The sequence below is a fragment of the Chthoniobacter flavus Ellin428 genome (assembly GCF_000173075.1).
GTDB lineage: Bacteria > Verrucomicrobiota > Verrucomicrobiia > Chthoniobacterales > Chthoniobacteraceae > Chthoniobacter > Chthoniobacter flavus.
The window spans coordinates 23,722-39,806 of record NZ_ABVL01000019.1; the positions used below are offsets into that span (position 1 = coordinate 23,722).

Genomic DNA, 16,085 nt, shown 5'->3' on the forward strand with positions numbered 1-16,085 from the left:
GCTTGCAAATCGGAATTTTTCCGATCAAATCTCGGGCTGTTGAGGGGCTGAGGCAATCCAGTTGCTAATTACTATAATCATCAAGGGACTGCATAAGCCCCGAAACCGAACTAAAAACTCAAAACACAGACTACATAATCCTATGTTGCAGAAATTGAATAATCGTCGCGGGGGCTTCACCCTCGTCGAAATCATGATCGTGGTTGCGATCATCGCCCTCCTCGCGGCAATCGCGGTGCCGAACTTCCTGCGCGCTCGCAAGCGTTCGCAGGCCACCCGGATCCTGGAAGACCTCCGCATCATTGATTCGGCGATCGACCAGTACGCGATCGAAAACAACAAGTCCTCTGGCGACACCGTCAGCTGGACCGACATCCAGAAGTACCTGAAGACCGGTTCGGTCCTCTATAATTCCGGTGGCACCGACCTCCTCGGCGGCACCTACAGTGGTGGTACCTTTTCGGTCGACAACCTGCCGAAGCTCAACTCGACCAGCTTCGGCAAGCTGTCCGACGTGGCCCCGAGCGACTTCTGGTCGCCCTTCTACCCCTGAGCCACTTAGCTTAGCGTAGAATTCTCTCCCTTCAGCCGCCCACCTGTTCGCAGGTCGGGCGGCTGAATCTTTTTGGGCGACAGACTGAGGAAATTGCCAGTCCGCGGCGGCCGCAAGTCGCGGTGAAATTATCCCCAAATAAGCTGCAAATAGCCTTCTCGTCGTGCGCCGCACCGGCTCGCCTGATTTTCCTCTCCACTCCACACGCGTGCGGTGCACATTCACCCTTGGCCAACCCATGTCATCCTCTTCCGCTTCCCCCACCCGCGAATCATTCCTCGACCGGCTAGCGCGCCCGTGGGTGGCCTTCTTCTTGTATGTCGCCGCGGGTTTCGCGGTCTATGCACCGGCGCTGAATGGCACCCTCGTCTGGGACGATTACTATCTCGTCCGCGAAAACCCCTTCTTCCGCAGCCCCGTCTTCAGCCTTGAGGTCTTCCGGCATTACCTCTTCTTCGAGTCCTTCTCCACTTACTACCGGCCGGTGCAGAACTGGTCCTACATGCTGGACTACTGGATCTGGCGTGGCAGCCCGTTCGGCTATCACTGCACCAATATCCTCATTCATAGCCTGAGCGGCTTCCTGCTTTACCTGCTCCTGCGCCGTCTATTGCCAGGGCTGATGCCGAAGACCGCTGACGGCCAGCGCCCGCGCTGCGATGCTGCCGCGCTCCTGCTCGCGCTCATCTGGGTCGTGCACCCCATTCACAATGCCGCGGTCGCGTATATTTCCGGGCGTGCCGACAGCCTCGCCGCACTCTTCTCCCTCAGCGCCTGGTTGCTCTTGCTAAAGGCGATGGAGCCAGGCGAGCCAGTGTGGAAAAAAGCCACGCTCGCGCTGCTCAGCGCCGTCTCATTGCTCATCGGCCTGTGCTCGAAAGAAATCGCCCTCGTCTGGCTGCTCTTGCTGCTCGTCCATTTGTTCGCCTTCGATCGCGAGCGCTCGTGGAAAACGAAGTGGACTGTCCTCGGCGCCGCGGTCGCGGTCTTCGCCTGCTACGCGATCCTGCATTCGCTGCCCGGCTATCGCGCGCCCATGGAAGACGGCCCACCGGCGCCCTGGGCTGAGCGCGTGCTGCTCATGTTTCGCGCGCTGGGCGACTACACTGGCCTCATCTTTTTCCCGGTCAAGCTCTACATGGAGCGCTCCATCTCAAATCCCGCGATCTACCGCAGCGTTGCCTCGTGGCGCGACCATTCGCACTACGAGTATCTCTCGATCATCGGCCTGCTCGCGCTCCTCAGCGCCCTCGCGGGTTGCCTGAAAGCAGGCCCCGGCCGGCGCTGGCGGATCTTCGGCGCCGTGTGGTTCGCCCTCGCGTTCCTGCCCATTTCCAACCTCTTCCCGCTCAACGCCGAAGTCGCTGAGCACTGGATTTATCTGGCCAGCATCGGCTTCCTCATCTTCCTCGCCGGGGTCGTCATCGAATTGCCGCCGCGCGCCCACCGGCTCGCCGGCTGGGTCGCGGTCGTGGCCATCGTCGCGCTCGGCGTGCGCACGACGATTCGCGCCGGCGATTGGGTGGACGCCGAGACCTTCTGCGCGCGCACCATCGCCGATGGTGGCGCCACCCCGCGCATCCTCAGCGCTCTCGCTGGCATCTACGGGCAGCGCGGCGAACTGCAAAAGCAGGAGCAAATCCTCCGCAAAATGATCGTGCAGTTTCCGGAATATGCGCCCGCCCGCCTGAATCTCGGCATCTGCCTTTCACGCCAGGGAAAGAAAGCGGAAGCCGAAGCGTTGCTCGGCGCCACCCACCAGCAGGCGGATCAAGTCGCGCGTCAGTATCCGCGCACCTGGACGGCCGCGCTGCAACTCGCGCAACTGCGAACCGATGCCGGCCATCCCGACGAAGCGCTGGGCATTTTGCGCGAAGCCCGCGGACGTTTTCCGGACACGTGGGAGTTGATCAAAGGCGAGGCCGAGATGTTGCGCGAGACTTCCGGCCCCGCAACGGCCCTCCCGCTCGTGGAGGACTTCGCGGCGAAACATTGGTGGCACTACGATTCCCACGTCACACTCGGCGCGCTCCGCTTCGCCGCCGGTCAACCGGACGCCGCGATCCGCGCCCTGACCGCGGCCAGCCGCCTCGATATCTATGACGGCCGCGCGCTGGCCGGCGTGGCGGAAATCGAGAATACTGTCGGCCATTCCGACGAGGCCCTCGAGGTCCAGTTGCAAGCGATGGACCGCGATCCCGACCAGCCCAAGCATTACGCCGAGCTCGCCGCCATTCTCGAGAAGCTCGGGCGAAAAGCCGAAGCCGCCGCCGCTCTGCACAAGGCGCAGCTCCTCGCCGCCGAAGCGCGGCGAGGGTCGTAATCTCCTCGCGGTCACTCCGCTCGGAATGACACCGCGGGGAGCGCTGAAAACCGACCCCTACTTCCCCGCCTTCGCCGGCTGAGAAAAATCCCCCGGCTTGATCTCTGCGCTGCCGAGGTCCAGCAGGGTGATCATGTAGGTCTGATCATGCGGCGGCAGCTTCTTGTGCCAGGCTGCCTCGTTGCCGTCGTAGAATTCGGCGAACGCCGCGTGATTACCGGCATGCATCCAATTGGGAAACACCACGTTCCACTCCTCGATATGACGCCCTTCGCCGACCTCCGGCGCGCAGATGCCCTTGAGGATCGGATACAGCCGTTGGCCATCGGAGAACACCAGCACCATCCACGGAAACCGCCGCCGTTCGCCGGTGAAATTCCAGGTCATCTGGATCTTCCACGCCCCGGGTAACCGTTTCGTGATTTGGAATGACTCGATCGTGGTCTGGTCATCGATCTTCAGTGGGGTTCCCGGCAGTAACGGCAGCGACACCGCGCCCCGCCGCAGGACCGCCACGGCGTTGCGTGACTGCGTGTGCCAGTGCCCCTGTCGCAGGTAATCATTCAGCAGGCGATCGCTCGACGGAATCGAGTGCGTGGCATCCACATGACTCCACGGATGGTAATAACCGGCGAAGGTATTGAAGGTCAGCGTATCCGCGTAATCGATGACCACCACATCGCCCGGCGGTGGCGGTGTGTAAGTGGCGATGCTGAGCGTCTTCAGCCCTTTCAAGATGTGATGCAGCGAGATGATGTTCTCGCGTTTCGCGAGGTGTGAAAGGAAGCCCAGCCCCGCCGTCACCGAGGCGTTGTCGGGAATATCCTCTAGCATCTGCGCCTTCCACTCGCGCTCCTCGAGCATCGCGCTCATGCCGGGGATCTCCTGCACCAATCCGTGCGCGGGGCCAAAGCGGAAATGCGCGGCCGTGCAGGCCAGCAGCACGCCCGCCGCGATCCACGTTTGCCGGCGGAATCGGGTGAGCGCCTCCGCTGCCGCGACCCAGAACAGCGGAATGAACGGCGCCGGATAATGCGCGCCCAGCGACCATTCCGAGTAGCGGTAGGAAAGCATGTGCTGGAGCAGCAACGGCGCGGCGACCACAAACCAGCGCGGACGCAGCAACGGCAGGAGCAGCAGGGGCAGCAGCAGCGCGGGCAACATATTGCCCTGCGTGAGCGCCGTGTGCAGCGCACCGAAAACGCGATGCGGTTCGGTGAAGAACTTATGGATGATATCGCCGGGCGAACTGCCGAGCTGTCCGTAGAGCTGGATGTAATCGACATTACCCGCATTGAGCGCCGGGCTGATCACTTTGCCGTAGATCAACAGCCACGTCACCGCGAGCAGCGCGGGCAGGATGTTCCATTGAAGCTGCCATTTGGAGAGCACCGCGCCGTCGGTGCTGGAGCGGGAGGTTTCCACCAGCGCCGACGGCGGCTCGCCCAAGGACCTGCCACCACTTGTCCCGTACGCCGCCGCCTCGGCGGTGCTCTCCATATCTCCGACCTTCGGCTTGCGCCCCTGTCTCCACTCGAGAAACGCCATCACCCCGCAATACATCACCAGCAACGGCGCCATGTTTTCCTTCACCCCAAGCACGGCGGTAAACCATACCCAAAACCACCCGTAGCGTCCCGCCAGCCGTGCCTCAATGAGGAGCAGCAGCAACGGCGCCGCCAAGGCCTCGGGGTGAAACTCGTAGACCGCAATGGAAAACGTCGCCGGAGTGATCAGCGTGGCCAGGGCGAGGAGCAACGCCGCGGTGGGTTGCAACTTGAGTTGCTTTCCGATGCGCCACGCGGTGAACGGCATGCTGGCAAAGGCGAGGGTCTGCACTGCGACAAACATCATGGGATGCGGCCAGATGGCGAAAAGCGGGGTAAGCAGAAAGACGATCGGCTCCGCGTGATTGCCCATCAGTGGCACATTGAGCAGCGAGACCATCCACTTCCCGCGCAGGGCCAGCCACAGCGCCTGCACATAAAAGGCGAGGTCGAACGTGCCGTATTGAAACGTCCACCAGTGCCACCACGAAACCGCGAAGGCCAGCCCCGAAAACAGCAACGCCGTCCAGATGAGAAAACGGCGCGCTTGGACAGTTTCGGAGGACATTGATGACACTGAGTCGTAGCGGGCACCCCGCGAAAAGACAATTGTGCCGCTGTGTGTTGTAAGGCCCGTGCCGCCAGGGAATTTTTAAAACGCAGAGACGCCGAGACGCAGAGGGGGTAAAGGAATCTGCACTGTGACGCATGTCTCCGCTTAAACATTCACCCCGCCGCCTGACGGCCGTCTATTACTCGACCGGGTTGATCATGTCGGTGATGCTGATTTGTGCGGTGCATTTCGCGGTCATCGCCTGGATGTGGCACCGGGCCACGCCGGCGCGGACCTTTGTTGACCGGCTTTCCGGGCCGCTGGTGTCGCGGGAGGAGGTGCTTTCCATCGCGCAATCGTATGCGGAGCATCCGTGGACGGCCGCCGCACAAAATGTGCGACACGGGGTCGATGCCCATGGCATCGATGTGCAGACGCCGGATGGACCGGCAAACAAGGCTGTGCCCGGTAAGTGGCGGGTCGGCCTGGAAAATGTGGGGCTGCCTTACAAATGGGGCGGTTTCGATACGCCGGAGAGTTTTGATGCCGGGGTCGCGGCGGGCAAGGCGGCTGGCGATGTTTACACCATCGGCAAGCGCCGCCGGGGAAATGCCGCGGTGAGTGACGAGGCCGTGGGGATCGACTGCTCGGGCTTCATTAGTCGCTGCTGGAAGCTGCCCGAGAAGTACGGCACGGCTACGCTGCCGGGTCTGTGCAACGCGCTGAAATCGACCGATGATTTGCTACCAGGCGACGTGATGGACGCGCCGAATGGGCACGTTGTGCTCTTTGTCCGCTGGTTGGATGGTGCGAAGTTCCGGGCGCTCTTTTACGAAGCGGAAGCAGAGCCTAAACCGAAGGTCGTTCTCAGTGAGCATAACCTCCTCTGGCTCCGCTTCTGCGGTGCCCGCCCATTCCGATTCGCGCTCATCGGGGAGTGACCGCGGCCGGTGGAGGGATGCGAGTTTTGACGACAGATTTCAGGACGCGACGGATTGGAGAAAACCCCGGCGAAGCCTCATCCGGGAAATCCAAAAAATCCGTGGTCAAAGCTCACATCCCCCTGCGTTTTAAAGCTGCTCGATACCTCGACCGTGATAGCCTTTCCAATCCCCTATGAAATCCCCGTGCCTGTTGCTGCTCGTGGTATTCGCGCCGTTTGCTTTTGCGGCCGAACGTCAATTGTCACCCACCCGCGTGGAGGTTTCGCGGGATCTCTGGATTTCTTCGTATGAAAAGGAACGTGAGGGGAACAACGGGGCTTCGCCAAAGCTGAAGCTCAAAGGCATCCAGGAGTTTTTCCTTATCGACTTTGATCCGGTGCCCCTGCGTGGAAAGCGTGTGGTCCGGGCGGAATTGCACGTGCATCCCGAAGGCGCGGAATCGCTCGGGCGCACCACGGTTTCGAGCATCGCTGAAGAATGGGTCGAGGGCACGGGCACCGGTTATGCCCGTGTGCCGGGCGCGAGTTGTTTTGCCTGGGCGCGGACCGACCAGCAGCGCTGGCGGGATGTCGATATTACCGGTTCGATCAATGGCGCAGGAGGATCGCTTTGGGGATTCGGCGACCCGACGCCGCGCGATTCGGACGGCTGGCAGGTCATTCCGGTTGCGCCGGAAGTAGTGCAGGCACGGCTCGATGGTGGCAGTTACGGCTTCTGCGTAATGGACGACGTCGGCAACGAATACACGCGGCATGGCGAGACCATCGAATACCGGCAGTTTCCCAATCGTTTCCTCACCAGTCGGGAAGGCTCGCGCAAGACCGCTCCGTACTTTGTGCTCTGGCTGGATGACCACCCGCCGCTTCTGGCGCCGCATCCGGCTCCGCCGCCGAACAGTCGCGATGTTGCGAAGTTGCCTGAACTTTCAGCGCCGCCCAAAGGTCCGCAACATGCATCGCCGTTCGCCGCGCATGACGAATTCGGCGAACCGCTTGCGTCGTTGGATTTCTCCGCGGCGCGCAACGAAGCGATCGCGTTCTATCTGGAAACGCCGTCCGCGGGCAGCGTGGTGGAGGAGGGCGGCGGGTTGCCGGTCTCGCTCTTCTCGGTGCGCAAGGTGGAAGGCCGCTTCGACCCGCTCGTGCCCGCGGGATGGAAGGCCGCGCCGGACTCGGAGGACGCCGGCACTTACGTGGAGATCTTTGTCCCGCGCGATGCGAGCCAGGGATCGCACGAAATCACCCTCAACGTGGCTGGCAAACACGTGCGCTTCGCGGTGCAGGTCTGGAACTTCACGCTGCCCGATCAGCTGTCCTTCATTCCGCAAATGAATTGTTACGGTCTGCCAGGACACGAGCGCGATTACTATCGGCTCGCGCACGATCATCGGGCCACCTTGAACCATCTGCTCTATGGCTGGACCGGGAAAGTGAAAGCGGCGCCGAAGATCGCGGCCGATGGCCAGTGGGATTGGCGCGCTTGGGATGCGGAATACGGTCCGTTGTTCGATGGCTCCGCGTTTGCCGGCACACCGCGCGGACCGATACCGGTGGAGGCCTTTTACCTGCCGCTGAATGAAAACTGGCCCATGGACGAGGAAGGGCATTTTCGCGGTGGCTACTGGATCGAGAATGCTTATGACGACGCGTACTGGTCCCAGTTTCGCCATGCGGCGGCGCAGTTCGCGCAGCACTTCGCGGAGAAGAAATGGACCGAGCCGGTCTTCGAGTTTTATCTCAACAACAAGGTCTATTTCAAACGCGACCGCGGCAACCGCTGGGATGCCTGCAGCGCACCATGGATTTTCGATGAGCCGGTCAACACCCAGGACTTTTGGGCGCTGCGTAAATTCGGGACGGAATTCTGGCGCGGTGTCGCCGCGAACCCGGGAGCGCATTTTGCCTTTCGCGCGGATATCTCGCGGCCGGAATGGCAACGCGACCTCCTCGACGGCGTGACCAACACCGAAGTCGTCAGTGGCGTGCTGCGCACCTATCGTGATCGCGTCATCGGGCGGGCCCGCCGGCTGGGGAACCAAGTCTACATGTATGGCTCGGCGAATCGCATCGGTACAGCGAACATCGTTCCCGCCGCCTGGTGTGTGGAGACGTGGGCGCTTGGTGCCGATGGCGTGGTGCCCTGGCAGACGATTGGCCAGGAGAGCGCGTGGACCAAAGCGGATGAGCTTTCGCTATTCTATCCGACTGCCGATGGCCCCATTCCCAGTTTGCGGCTGAAATCCTTCCGCGCCGGAGAGCAACTCGTGGAATATCTCACCCTGTATTGTGCCCTGGCCGGTGAAGATCGGGATGCCGTCGGCGCGGCCGTGCTGGCCGAGCCAGGAATGCATGCCGTGCTGAAAAAACAGTCCGAGGCCGATGCCGGTGATTCTCTTTTCGGCCCGGAAGCCCATCACACCTTTGTGGATTTGCGCCAGCGTCTCGGCGCGTGGCTCGATGCCAAAGCACCCGCTCCGCGAGACCGCTGGCACGACCCTCGTCCCACGCCGCAGAATCCGAACAACGTCCGGAAGATCGCCCCGCTGCCCGCGCCGCAGTGAGGTTGTTTCGCGAATCCTTCTTTGGTGCGTACTATCCGTGAAGCGGATCACGTCATGCCCAAAGAAGATGTATCAGGTGCTAAAACACAAACGGCACGCCGAGTTTTTGGAACTCGGCTTTTTGTTCGCTGAGCCATTTGTCGCCGAGTTTTTCGAAGCCGCCTTTGGTTTTGTAATCCTTGAGGAATTCGTTGACCTGGGCGCGCAGGGAGTCGTTGCCTTTGCGCAGGCCGATGGCCCAGTCCTCGGATTGGAAAGGGGTGAGAATGGCGCGGGTGGTAGTGGAGTTTTTGCGCCAGTTTTGCAGGTTGGAGAGTTGATCGAAGAGGAAGGCGTTGGCTTTGCCCTGGACGACTTCGAGGACGCACGAAGCCGGTTGGTCGAGGACGAGGATGCGCGCCAGTTTCAAATGCTGCGTGGCGTAGATGTGGGCGGTGGTGCCTTTGACGACGGCGGCGGTGCGACCGACCTGGTCGAGGTCGGTTATGGACTGGATATCGCTCTTCGCGCCGACGAGCAGGCAGAGGCCGGTCTTCAAATACGGTTCGGAAAAGTCGATGGATTGGGCGCGCTCGGGGGTGGCGGTCATCGAGGAGATGACGAGGTCGATGCGGTTGGTTTTGAGCGCGGGGATAAGGCCGCTGAAGGGGATGTTCTCGATCTTCACCGGGCGGTGGAGCGAGGCGCCGAGAGCGTAGGCGAGATCGACGCTCACGCCGCTGGGCGCGCCTTTGGTATCGCGGGTTTCGAAGGGCGGGTAGCTGAGATCCATGCCGACGACGAGGGGCGTGTTATCCGAGGCTCGGACGAGGGAGAGGCTGAGGAAGAGAAAGAGGAGCGTGAGGGTTTGGGCGGCTTTCACAGTGGGGAGGGTAGGGGAAGGGAGGGAAACATCCAACTGCCTTTCCAATCCACCGTTCCCATCGGCAGCGATTTAGGAAAAGATACCGCAATTCGCGTGAATGAATCGCGGCTTGCTCCTGTCTCATCTGCATTATCCTCATCATGAAAACTTTTCGGCTTTTGGTTTTGCTGGCAGCTTTGATTTTCGCGGGGGTGGCGGCCCCTTCGCGAGCGCGCGCGCAGGATGACGCGGTGTCCTTCGACTTTTTTTACGATTCACTCGCTCCGTACGGCGAATGGATCGAAGTCGGCGATTACGGCCTGTGCTGGCGGCCGACGAATGTAGACCCGGACTGGTCGCCGTATTCGGACGGTTACTGGGCTTACACCGATGCCGGCTGGACATGGGTGAGCTACGAGGAATTTGGCGGGATCGTTTATCACTACGGACGCTGGTTGCATCTCGATGACGACAGCTGGTGCTGGACGCCGGGCTACGATTGGGCGCCAGCTTGGGTCTCGTGGCGGTCGAATGATGACTATGTCGGCTGGGCGCCGCTACCGCCGGAGGCGCGTTGGGCGCAGGATACCGGCATTAGCGTTTGGGTGGATAGCACGTGCGACATCGGCCCGGGGTATTATAATTTCTGCCGGGTGCGCGATTTCGGCGCGCCGGTGTTGCGGGGCGTGCTCTGCCGCCGTTCGGATAGTGTCGTGATCTTCCGCAACACGCTGAATGTGACGAACATTTGCTACCACACAGGGTTTTACGGTGGAGCGGTGATCTTCAATGGCGGACCGAGTTTCGAGGTCGTCAGCCGTTTCTCCGAACGGCCGATTCCGGCGCTGAAGCTGGTGCAGAATGCGCATTTCGATGGGGCGCACTGGCGCGATCATCGCGGGCCGGGCGGCCGGGGAGGATTCAATGCGCAGACGGTGGGCAACGAACTCATCGTCGCCGCGCCGCGGGTGTTGCGGCCGACGGATCCCGCGGAGTTCCGTTCGCGGGCGAAGCGCATGCTGGCGGGGGATAGCGTGACGAAGGGTTGGGACATGGTGAAAGACCCGGAGGTGCGGCGTGAATTGCACGCCGAGATCGGCCGCCAGGCGAAGGGATTGACCCCGCAGACCGCGCCCGCGCGCCATGTCACGGCGGCGGAATTGAAAGTCGTGCCGCAGAAAGCGGACCCGAATGCGGTGTCGCCGACCGCGGAACGCCATGAAAAATTTGGCAAGGGACAGCGTTCGGAAAGCTCCGTGGAGCAGCCGGGCAATACACCGGCGGCCCGCTCGGCGGAAGTCGCTCCGGGGACGCCATCCAGTTCCGCGAACCGTTCGGAAACGCCGTTCCGCGATCACAGCCACATGCAGAATGTCCCGCCGACGACGGCGGCGCCGGGGGCGAATGGCTTGCTGAAGCCGTTCAATCCCAATGCTGAGACGCAGACGCGTCCGGCTCCGCAGAATGTGCCGGGTCCGACGAACCCCTCGACGCCGATCGGCCGCGAACGTTCGGGAGAAGCCCAGCAGCAGCAAGAGCGCGGCGCGCAGCAAAGACGCGCCGAGATGCCGAACCAGCGGCCGCAGCAGGAAGCGCCCAGAGATCAGGCCGAGCAACAGCGGCAGCAACAGCTCCGGCAGGAGCAGCGTGAACAGCAGCAGCAGCAACAACAACCGCCGCAGCGTGGACAGCAACCGGTCCAGCCGCAACCGCGCGAACAACAGATTCAGCAACAGCGGGAACAACAACAGCAACAAGCCCAGCGGCAACAACAGTTTCTGCAGCAACGCGAACAACAGCAACAGCAACGCGCGCAGCAACAGCAGCAGCAGATGGAGCGGAATAACGACGCCCGCCGCGCGCAGGAAGCGGAGCGGGAACGCGATCGTCAGCGGCAGCAACCCGAGCCCCAGCGCAATTCAGAAAAGGAGCAGCGGCAGGCTCCGCCGCAGGGAAATCCGCCCCAACAGGGTTCACAACACCCGGGCGGCGGCCATTCCTCGAAGGACGGCAAGGACAAAGACAAGGATAAGAACGGGAACTGATTTCCCCGAATAAAACCGGCCGTTTTCCGCTTCGCCGCCCTCGCGGCGCTCCCCTGATAGCCCTACGGGGCACAATCCCGAAGTGTCTTCATTAGGCTGCGAGCGGAAAAGGAAGATAACTAAACAGGCTAAATCCCCCTGTTTCTTTCCAAAAATAACCGCTCGCCATTCCCTGGCGCCCGTGCCAGCTTCCCCGACTTTCATGAAACTCCAAGGCCCCCTCTCGATCGCCCTTTCCCTCTGTCTCGCGGCACCCGCTACCATTTTGGCGGCGGACAAAAAGAAGCCCGCGGCACCTGCTCCCACCGAGGCGGCCCCGGCTGCCAAGCCGTTGACCCTGCCGGATACGGTGGCGACTGTCGACGGCGCGGAGATCAAGAAGGACGAGTTGGAAAAGGCTTTCGCCAATCTGCTGGCCGCGCGCAAGATGTCGCCGGACGCGATCCCGGCGGAGCAGCGCCTGCAGGGCTACCGCATGGTGCTCGATGAAATCATCATCGACAAGATTCTGGCCAAGAAGTCGGCCGATACCAAGGTGACCGACGAGGAAGTGAATGCCCAGTGGGAGCGCATCAAGGGCAACTTCGGTTCCGAGGCAGAGCTCAAGAAGCAGGTCGAAGCCGCCGGCGAGACGCTGGACAAAGTGAAGAAGGGTCTGCACGACCGTCTGGCCGAGGAGCATTGGATCGACTCGCAGGTCAAGGACAAGGTGAACGTGACCGACGCGGAAGCGGAAGATTTTTACAAGAAGCACCCCGAGGCTTTCAAAACGCCGGAAGAAGTGCGCGCGAGCCACATCCTCGTGAAGGTCGACAAGGACGCGAAGCCCGAAGTGGTCGAGGAGAAGAAGAAGGGCCGCCCAGGCGATCGCCGACCGCGTGAAGAAGGGTGAAGATTTCGGCAAGCTGGCCCAGGAGATTTCCGAAGACCCGAGCGCCAAGGAAAACAAAGGCGATCTCGATTTCTTCCGCAAGGAAGCGATGGTGCCGGAGTTTTCGAATGCCGCCTTTGGCATGAAGAAGGGCGAGATCAGCGATCCGGTCCGCAGCGATTTCGGTTTCCACGTGATCAAGGTCACCGACCGCAAAGACGCGGAGACGGTGACGCTGGAAAAGGCGAAGCCGCAGCTCCTGGCCTTTTTGAAGAATCAGAAGAAGCAGGCCGCGGTCGAAGAAGTCATCAAGGGTGTGCGCGAAAAGGCGGAAGTGAAGATCAACCTGCCCGAGCCGCCCGCCGCCGCTGCCGCCCCTGCACCCGCGCCCGGGGCGATCACGGCACCCGCGAAATAAGACCCGCGAAGAAGCTCTCCGCCACGCGGCAGTTGCGCGAGAAGACTGGTTCGGCGAATTAAGGAATTGATGCGCCCCGGTTTTTTAGCCCAGATTCAGAAATCGACCGCGCCGCTTGTGGCGTTTATCGAGCAACCTTCATGTCACGCAAAGCTCGGAAAAATGTAGGGGTGATCGGCCTCGGCATCATCGGGACCCGCGTCGCTGCGGGGCTGCGAGCCGGCGGCTTTCAAGTCTACGTCTGGAATCGGAGTGCCAAACCGGCACCGAATTTCCTCGGCTCCCCGGCGGAAATCGCCGAGTCGTCGGAGGTCATCCAGATCTTCGTCGCGGATGCCCAGGCGCTCTTCGATGTCATCGAGGCGATGGCCGAGGCCATCACGCCGAAGCACGTCATCATTTGCAGTTCGACCGTCGGCCCCGAGGCCGTGCTCGAGGCAGCACAGCTCGTGCAGGCTCGCGGTGCGCAGTTCCTCGATGCGCCTTTCACCGGGAGCAAGGTCGCCGCGGAAAAGAAACAGCTCGTTTACTACGTGGGCGGCGACGAGGCCGCTTTCGTGCGGGTGCGTCCGATCCTGGAGGCGACCAGCAAGAGCATCGTCCGCATGGGCGAGGTCGGCCACGCTTCGACGATCAAGGTCGTGACGAATATGATTTCCGCAGTCACCTCGCAGGTGCTGGCGGAGGCCCTGGCGATCGTGCAAAAGGCCGGGCTGGAGCCTGAGACGCTGACTGCGGCGATCGAGCAGAACGCCTGCCGTTCGGGGGTGATCGATCTCAAGCTGCCGAAGATGATGAGCGGCGACTACGACCCACATTTTTCGCTCAAGCACATGTTCAAGGACGTGCAGCTCGGCATTCACATGGCCAACGCGCTCGATATCGAGATCCCGGCCACGACGGTGACTGCCGGAGTGATGTATGGCGCGCTCAACCAAGGCTGGGGCGAGATGGATTACTCCGTCCTTTTCAAGAATTACACGCCATCGGAGGTTTTCGACGAATTGCCGGCGCTCGAGCATGTCCTCGCCCAACGCGCCGGGGCGCAGCCCCCGGCCTTGCCGTCTGAGAGCGCGACGTTCTCCGAGCCGGTGCCCGAACCCATATCCGCGTCTGCTCTGGTGGTGGCGGAGCCGACTTTCACCGTGCTTCCCGAGCCCATCTCGGTAACTGCGGAACCCGTTACCACGCTGAACGGAAGTCCGGCCCGCGAGATGGTCCCGCACGAGGAAGCTTCGCGGATCATCGAAGCCGTGCTGGCGCACGTCAGCAGCCAGCGCCGTGAGCTTGGCGTGGTGATGCACGAGAATCGTCATCCTGCACCGAAGACGGTGGAGCACGCAGCCGAAGAGAAGCCGGCGGCTGCCCTGGTGAATGACGTCGAAAAAGATGCGGAAGCGAAACCCGCCGAGACCACCCAGCCCGAGGGCGATGAGAGCAAATCCGAAGGCAAGCCGGTGAACTTCGTCCGCCGTTGGTTCGTCGGACGTTCGCAGAGCTAGTGGGGACCGGCATGAGTGCCGCGAGCGCTGCCCTTTACCACGATTGCCTCGCGCGCGGAGCGGTGGATTTTTCCGAGCGCGCCCAGCTCATGCTCACTGGGCCGGACCGCGTGCGCTATTTGAACGGACAGGTGACGAGCGATGTGCGGAAGCTTTCGCCCGGCCAGACGCAAATGGCCTGCGTGACCACCGCGAAAGGAAAGCTTTGCGCGGATATCGTCATCACGGCGCAGGAGGATGCGTTGTACGTCGATGCGGAGGGCAGTTTGCGCGAGGGGCTGCTGGCCCGCCTGGAGCGCTACATCGTGGCCGATGACGTGGCCATTGAAGATGTCTCGGAGAAATACGCCCTGCTGCATTATCTCGGTGCCGAGCCGACGATTTCGGGAGCGGGGAAGGTCGCGAGCGCGCGGCGATTGGGGCGTGTGGGTTGGGACTTGCGCCTGCCGCGCGAGGAATTCGTCGCGGCGCGGGAGAGCCTGCTGGCCGGCCGTGTCGCTGTGGATGCAGCGCTGGCGGAGACGCTGCGGATCGAGGCCGGCATCCCAAGCTGGGGCCGTGAGCTCGACGAAAATACGCTCCCGCCCGAGGCCGGCCTGGACCAGACGCACATCGATTATCACAAGGGCTGCTACATCGGCCAGGAGGTCATCTCCCGGCTGCGCAGCGTGGGTCACGTGAATCGCCAGCTCACCGGCTTCATCGCCGAGGGCGCTGCCCCCTTGGCGGCGGGCGCGCAGCTCTTTGCCGCAGCCGATGCCCCGGCGTCTCTCGGTGTCCTGACCAGCGTCACCTACAGTTTTGCCTTGGAAAAGCCGATTGCGCTCGGCTATCTCAAGCGCGGTTCGCCCACCGGCGCGCTTCACGCCCGCCCGGAAGGCACGCATGGCCCAGAGGCCATCGTCCATGTCCAGGCGCTGCCCTTTGCTTCATGAAAAAACTTCTCTCTACTGTCTGCATCTCTGCGATGGCGATTTCCGCGGTGCATGCGGACGACGTCGCGCTCCTCACCTTCAAGGTCGGCAAGGACAAGAACCTGAAGCACGCCGCCATCGAGTTTTACCAAAACGACGCGCCGATGACGGCCGACAATTTCAAGAAGCTCGCGCGCAAGAAATTCTACAACGGGCAGGCCGTGCACCGCGTGTTTCCGGATACGCTCCTGCAAATGGGCGACCCGTTGAGCAAGCGCTCGGACCGCGCCAAGACGGGCACGGGTGGCCCGGGCTACACGCTCCCGCCGGAGATCCATCGCAAGCACACCAAAGGCGCCATCGCCGCCGGCCGTCTGCCCGACAAGATCAACCCCGGGCGTCTTTCGAACGGCAGCCAGTTTTTCATCTGCCTCACGCCGATGCCCTCTTATGACGGCCAGTACACCGTCTTCGGTAACGTCATCTGGGGCTTCGATGAACTGGACCAGATCAGCGAACTGCCGGTCGACACGAACGACAACCCGCTGCAGCGCGTGGAAATCAAGTCGATCCAGATCATGCCGCGCGAGAAATTACCGGCGCCTCCGGTGGTCGGACCGACGGCTCCGGCGCCTACAAAAGCGAAGAAAAAGCACTGGTATCAATTTTTCTAAAAAGAGGCGTTGCAGGCGAGCCGACTCGCCCGTATAAAGCGCTCCCCTTTCTGAAACGGGTAGGTACCGAAGTGGCCAAACGGGGCGGACTGTAAATCCGCTGGGCTTACGCCTTCAGTGGTTCGAATCCACTCCTGCCCATTCTCTCTCAAAGGAAAAACGAGAGAGAAAATGCGGGCGATCTCCAGGATCCGGAGTCGCCCTTTTTTTGCGAACCTCGCGGAAGTCATTTTCGCGTGGGCAATGGTTCTCGGAGGATGTCGTCGTCGAGCGCGCAAATGTTGGGCAGCGATGCTCGGCACCGTCCGTCGGCATTCTCTCCATTCCTCCCGACGTG

12 protein-coding genes and 1 tRNA gene are annotated in these 16,085 nt (G+C 61.9%); 11 read left to right on the forward strand and 2 right to left on the reverse strand.

The window, feature by feature from the left end; all coding sequences use genetic code 11:
* Nucleotides 1-142 precede the first annotated feature (142 nt).
* Nucleotides 143-553, forward strand: a complete 411-nt coding sequence (locus CFE428DRAFT_RS34390; RefSeq protein ID WP_006982286.1) for a type II secretion system protein — start codon at nt 143-145, stop codon at nt 551-553.
* A 238-nt stretch (nt 554-791) separates the two neighbouring features.
* The gene (locus tag CFE428DRAFT_RS24115; protein ID WP_006982287.1) at nt 792-2,876 is read left to right on the forward strand and encodes a tetratricopeptide repeat protein; all 2,085 of its coding nucleotides are present in this window, start codon (nt 792-794) and stop codon (nt 2,874-2,876) included.
* A 57-nt stretch (nt 2,877-2,933) separates the two neighbouring features.
* On the opposite strand, the gene CFE428DRAFT_RS24120 is transcribed toward CFE428DRAFT_RS24115, so the two are convergent.
* A complete protein-coding gene (locus CFE428DRAFT_RS24120) occupies nt 2,934-4,991 on the reverse strand; it encodes a DUF2079 domain-containing protein (protein WP_006982288.1) in 2,058 nt (685 codons plus the stop codon).
* 140 nt (nt 4,992-5,131) lie between these two features.
* Here CFE428DRAFT_RS24120 and CFE428DRAFT_RS24125 point away from each other — a divergent pair, with 140 nt between their 5' ends.
* Nucleotides 5,132-5,917 (forward strand): hypothetical protein, encoded by a 786-nt coding sequence (locus CFE428DRAFT_RS24125; RefSeq protein WP_006982289.1) that lies wholly within the window; start codon nt 5,132-5,134, stop codon nt 5,915-5,917.
* Nucleotides 5,918-6,092: 175 nt separating this feature from the next.
* Complete coding sequence (locus CFE428DRAFT_RS24130) at nt 6,093-8,480, forward strand: glycoside hydrolase domain-containing protein (RefSeq protein WP_006982290.1); 2,388 nt, start codon at nt 6,093-6,095, stop codon at nt 8,478-8,480.
* A 79-nt stretch (nt 8,481-8,559) separates the two neighbouring features.
* Here CFE428DRAFT_RS24130 and CFE428DRAFT_RS24135 read toward each other — a convergent pair whose 3' ends face one another.
* The gene (locus tag CFE428DRAFT_RS24135; RefSeq protein ID WP_006982291.1) at nt 8,560-9,342 is read right to left on the reverse strand and encodes a transporter substrate-binding domain-containing protein; all 783 of its coding nucleotides are present in this window, start codon (nt 9,340-9,342) and stop codon (nt 8,560-8,562) included.
* A gap of 143 nt (nt 9,343-9,485) precedes the next feature.
* Here CFE428DRAFT_RS24135 and CFE428DRAFT_RS37720 point away from each other — a divergent pair, with 143 nt between their 5' ends.
* From CFE428DRAFT_RS37720 to CFE428DRAFT_RS24165, 7 genes are all read left to right on the forward strand, one after another.
* Nucleotides 9,486-11,369: a DUF6600 domain-containing protein gene (locus CFE428DRAFT_RS37720; RefSeq protein WP_006982292.1), complete on the forward strand. Its 1,884-nt coding sequence runs from the start codon at nt 9,486-9,488 to the stop codon at nt 11,367-11,369.
* 202 nt (nt 11,370-11,571) lie between these two features.
* Nucleotides 11,572-12,261, forward strand: coding sequence for a SurA N-terminal domain-containing protein (locus CFE428DRAFT_RS34400; protein WP_006982293.1), 690 nt, complete (start codon nt 11,572-11,574; stop codon nt 12,259-12,261).
* On the forward strand, nt 12,248-12,658 hold the full coding sequence (locus CFE428DRAFT_RS24145; RefSeq protein ID WP_006982294.1) for a peptidylprolyl isomerase: 411 nt from the start codon (nt 12,248-12,250) through the stop codon (nt 12,656-12,658). The genes CFE428DRAFT_RS34400 and CFE428DRAFT_RS24145 overlap by 14 nt, the downstream gene beginning before the upstream one ends.
* 140 nt (nt 12,659-12,798) lie before the next feature.
* Nucleotides 12,799-14,160: an NAD(P)-dependent oxidoreductase gene (locus CFE428DRAFT_RS34405; RefSeq protein ID WP_006982295.1), complete on the forward strand. Its 1,362-nt coding sequence runs from the start codon at nt 12,799-12,801 to the stop codon at nt 14,158-14,160.
* Nucleotides 14,161-14,171: 11 nt separating this feature from the next.
* A complete protein-coding gene (ygfZ, locus tag CFE428DRAFT_RS24155; protein ID WP_006982296.1) occupies nt 14,172-15,095 on the forward strand; it encodes a CAF17-like 4Fe-4S cluster assembly/insertion protein YgfZ in 924 nt (307 codons plus the stop codon).
* Complete coding sequence (locus tag CFE428DRAFT_RS24160) at nt 15,092-15,748, forward strand: peptidylprolyl isomerase (protein ID WP_006982297.1); 657 nt, start codon at nt 15,092-15,094, stop codon at nt 15,746-15,748. The genes ygfZ and CFE428DRAFT_RS24160 overlap by 4 nt, the downstream gene beginning before the upstream one ends.
* Nucleotides 15,749-15,805: 57 nt before the next feature.
* Nucleotides 15,806-15,889, forward strand: a tRNA-Tyr gene (locus CFE428DRAFT_RS24165).
* Nucleotides 15,890-16,085 lie beyond the last annotated feature (196 nt).

Coding starts and splice junctions, on each gene's coding strand:
- CFE428DRAFT_RS34390 (WP_006982286.1), top strand. CDS start 143: ATGTTGCAGAAATTGAATAATCGTCGCGGGGGCTTCACCCTCGTCGAA.
- CFE428DRAFT_RS24115 (WP_006982287.1), top strand. CDS start 792: ATGTCATCCTCTTCCGCTTCCCCCACCCGCGAATCATTCCTCGACCGG.
- CFE428DRAFT_RS24120 (WP_006982288.1), bottom strand. CDS start 4,991: ATGTCCTCCGAAACTGTCCAAGCGCGCCGTTTTCTCATCTGGACGGCG.
- CFE428DRAFT_RS24125 (WP_006982289.1), top strand. CDS start 5,132: ATGTCTCCGCTTAAACATTCACCCCGCCGCCTGACGGCCGTCTATTAC.
- CFE428DRAFT_RS24130 (WP_006982290.1), top strand. CDS start 6,093: ATGAAATCCCCGTGCCTGTTGCTGCTCGTGGTATTCGCGCCGTTTGCT.
- CFE428DRAFT_RS37720 (WP_006982292.1), top strand. CDS start 9,486: ATGAAAACTTTTCGGCTTTTGGTTTTGCTGGCAGCTTTGATTTTCGCG.
- CFE428DRAFT_RS34400 (WP_006982293.1), top strand. CDS start 11,572: ATGAAACTCCAAGGCCCCCTCTCGATCGCCCTTTCCCTCTGTCTCGCG.
- CFE428DRAFT_RS34405 (WP_006982295.1), top strand. CDS start 12,799: ATGTCACGCAAAGCTCGGAAAAATGTAGGGGTGATCGGCCTCGGCATC.
- ygfZ (WP_006982296.1), top strand. CDS start 14,172: ATGAGTGCCGCGAGCGCTGCCCTTTACCACGATTGCCTCGCGCGCGGA.
- CFE428DRAFT_RS24160 (WP_006982297.1), top strand. CDS start 15,092: ATGAAAAAACTTCTCTCTACTGTCTGCATCTCTGCGATGGCGATTTCC.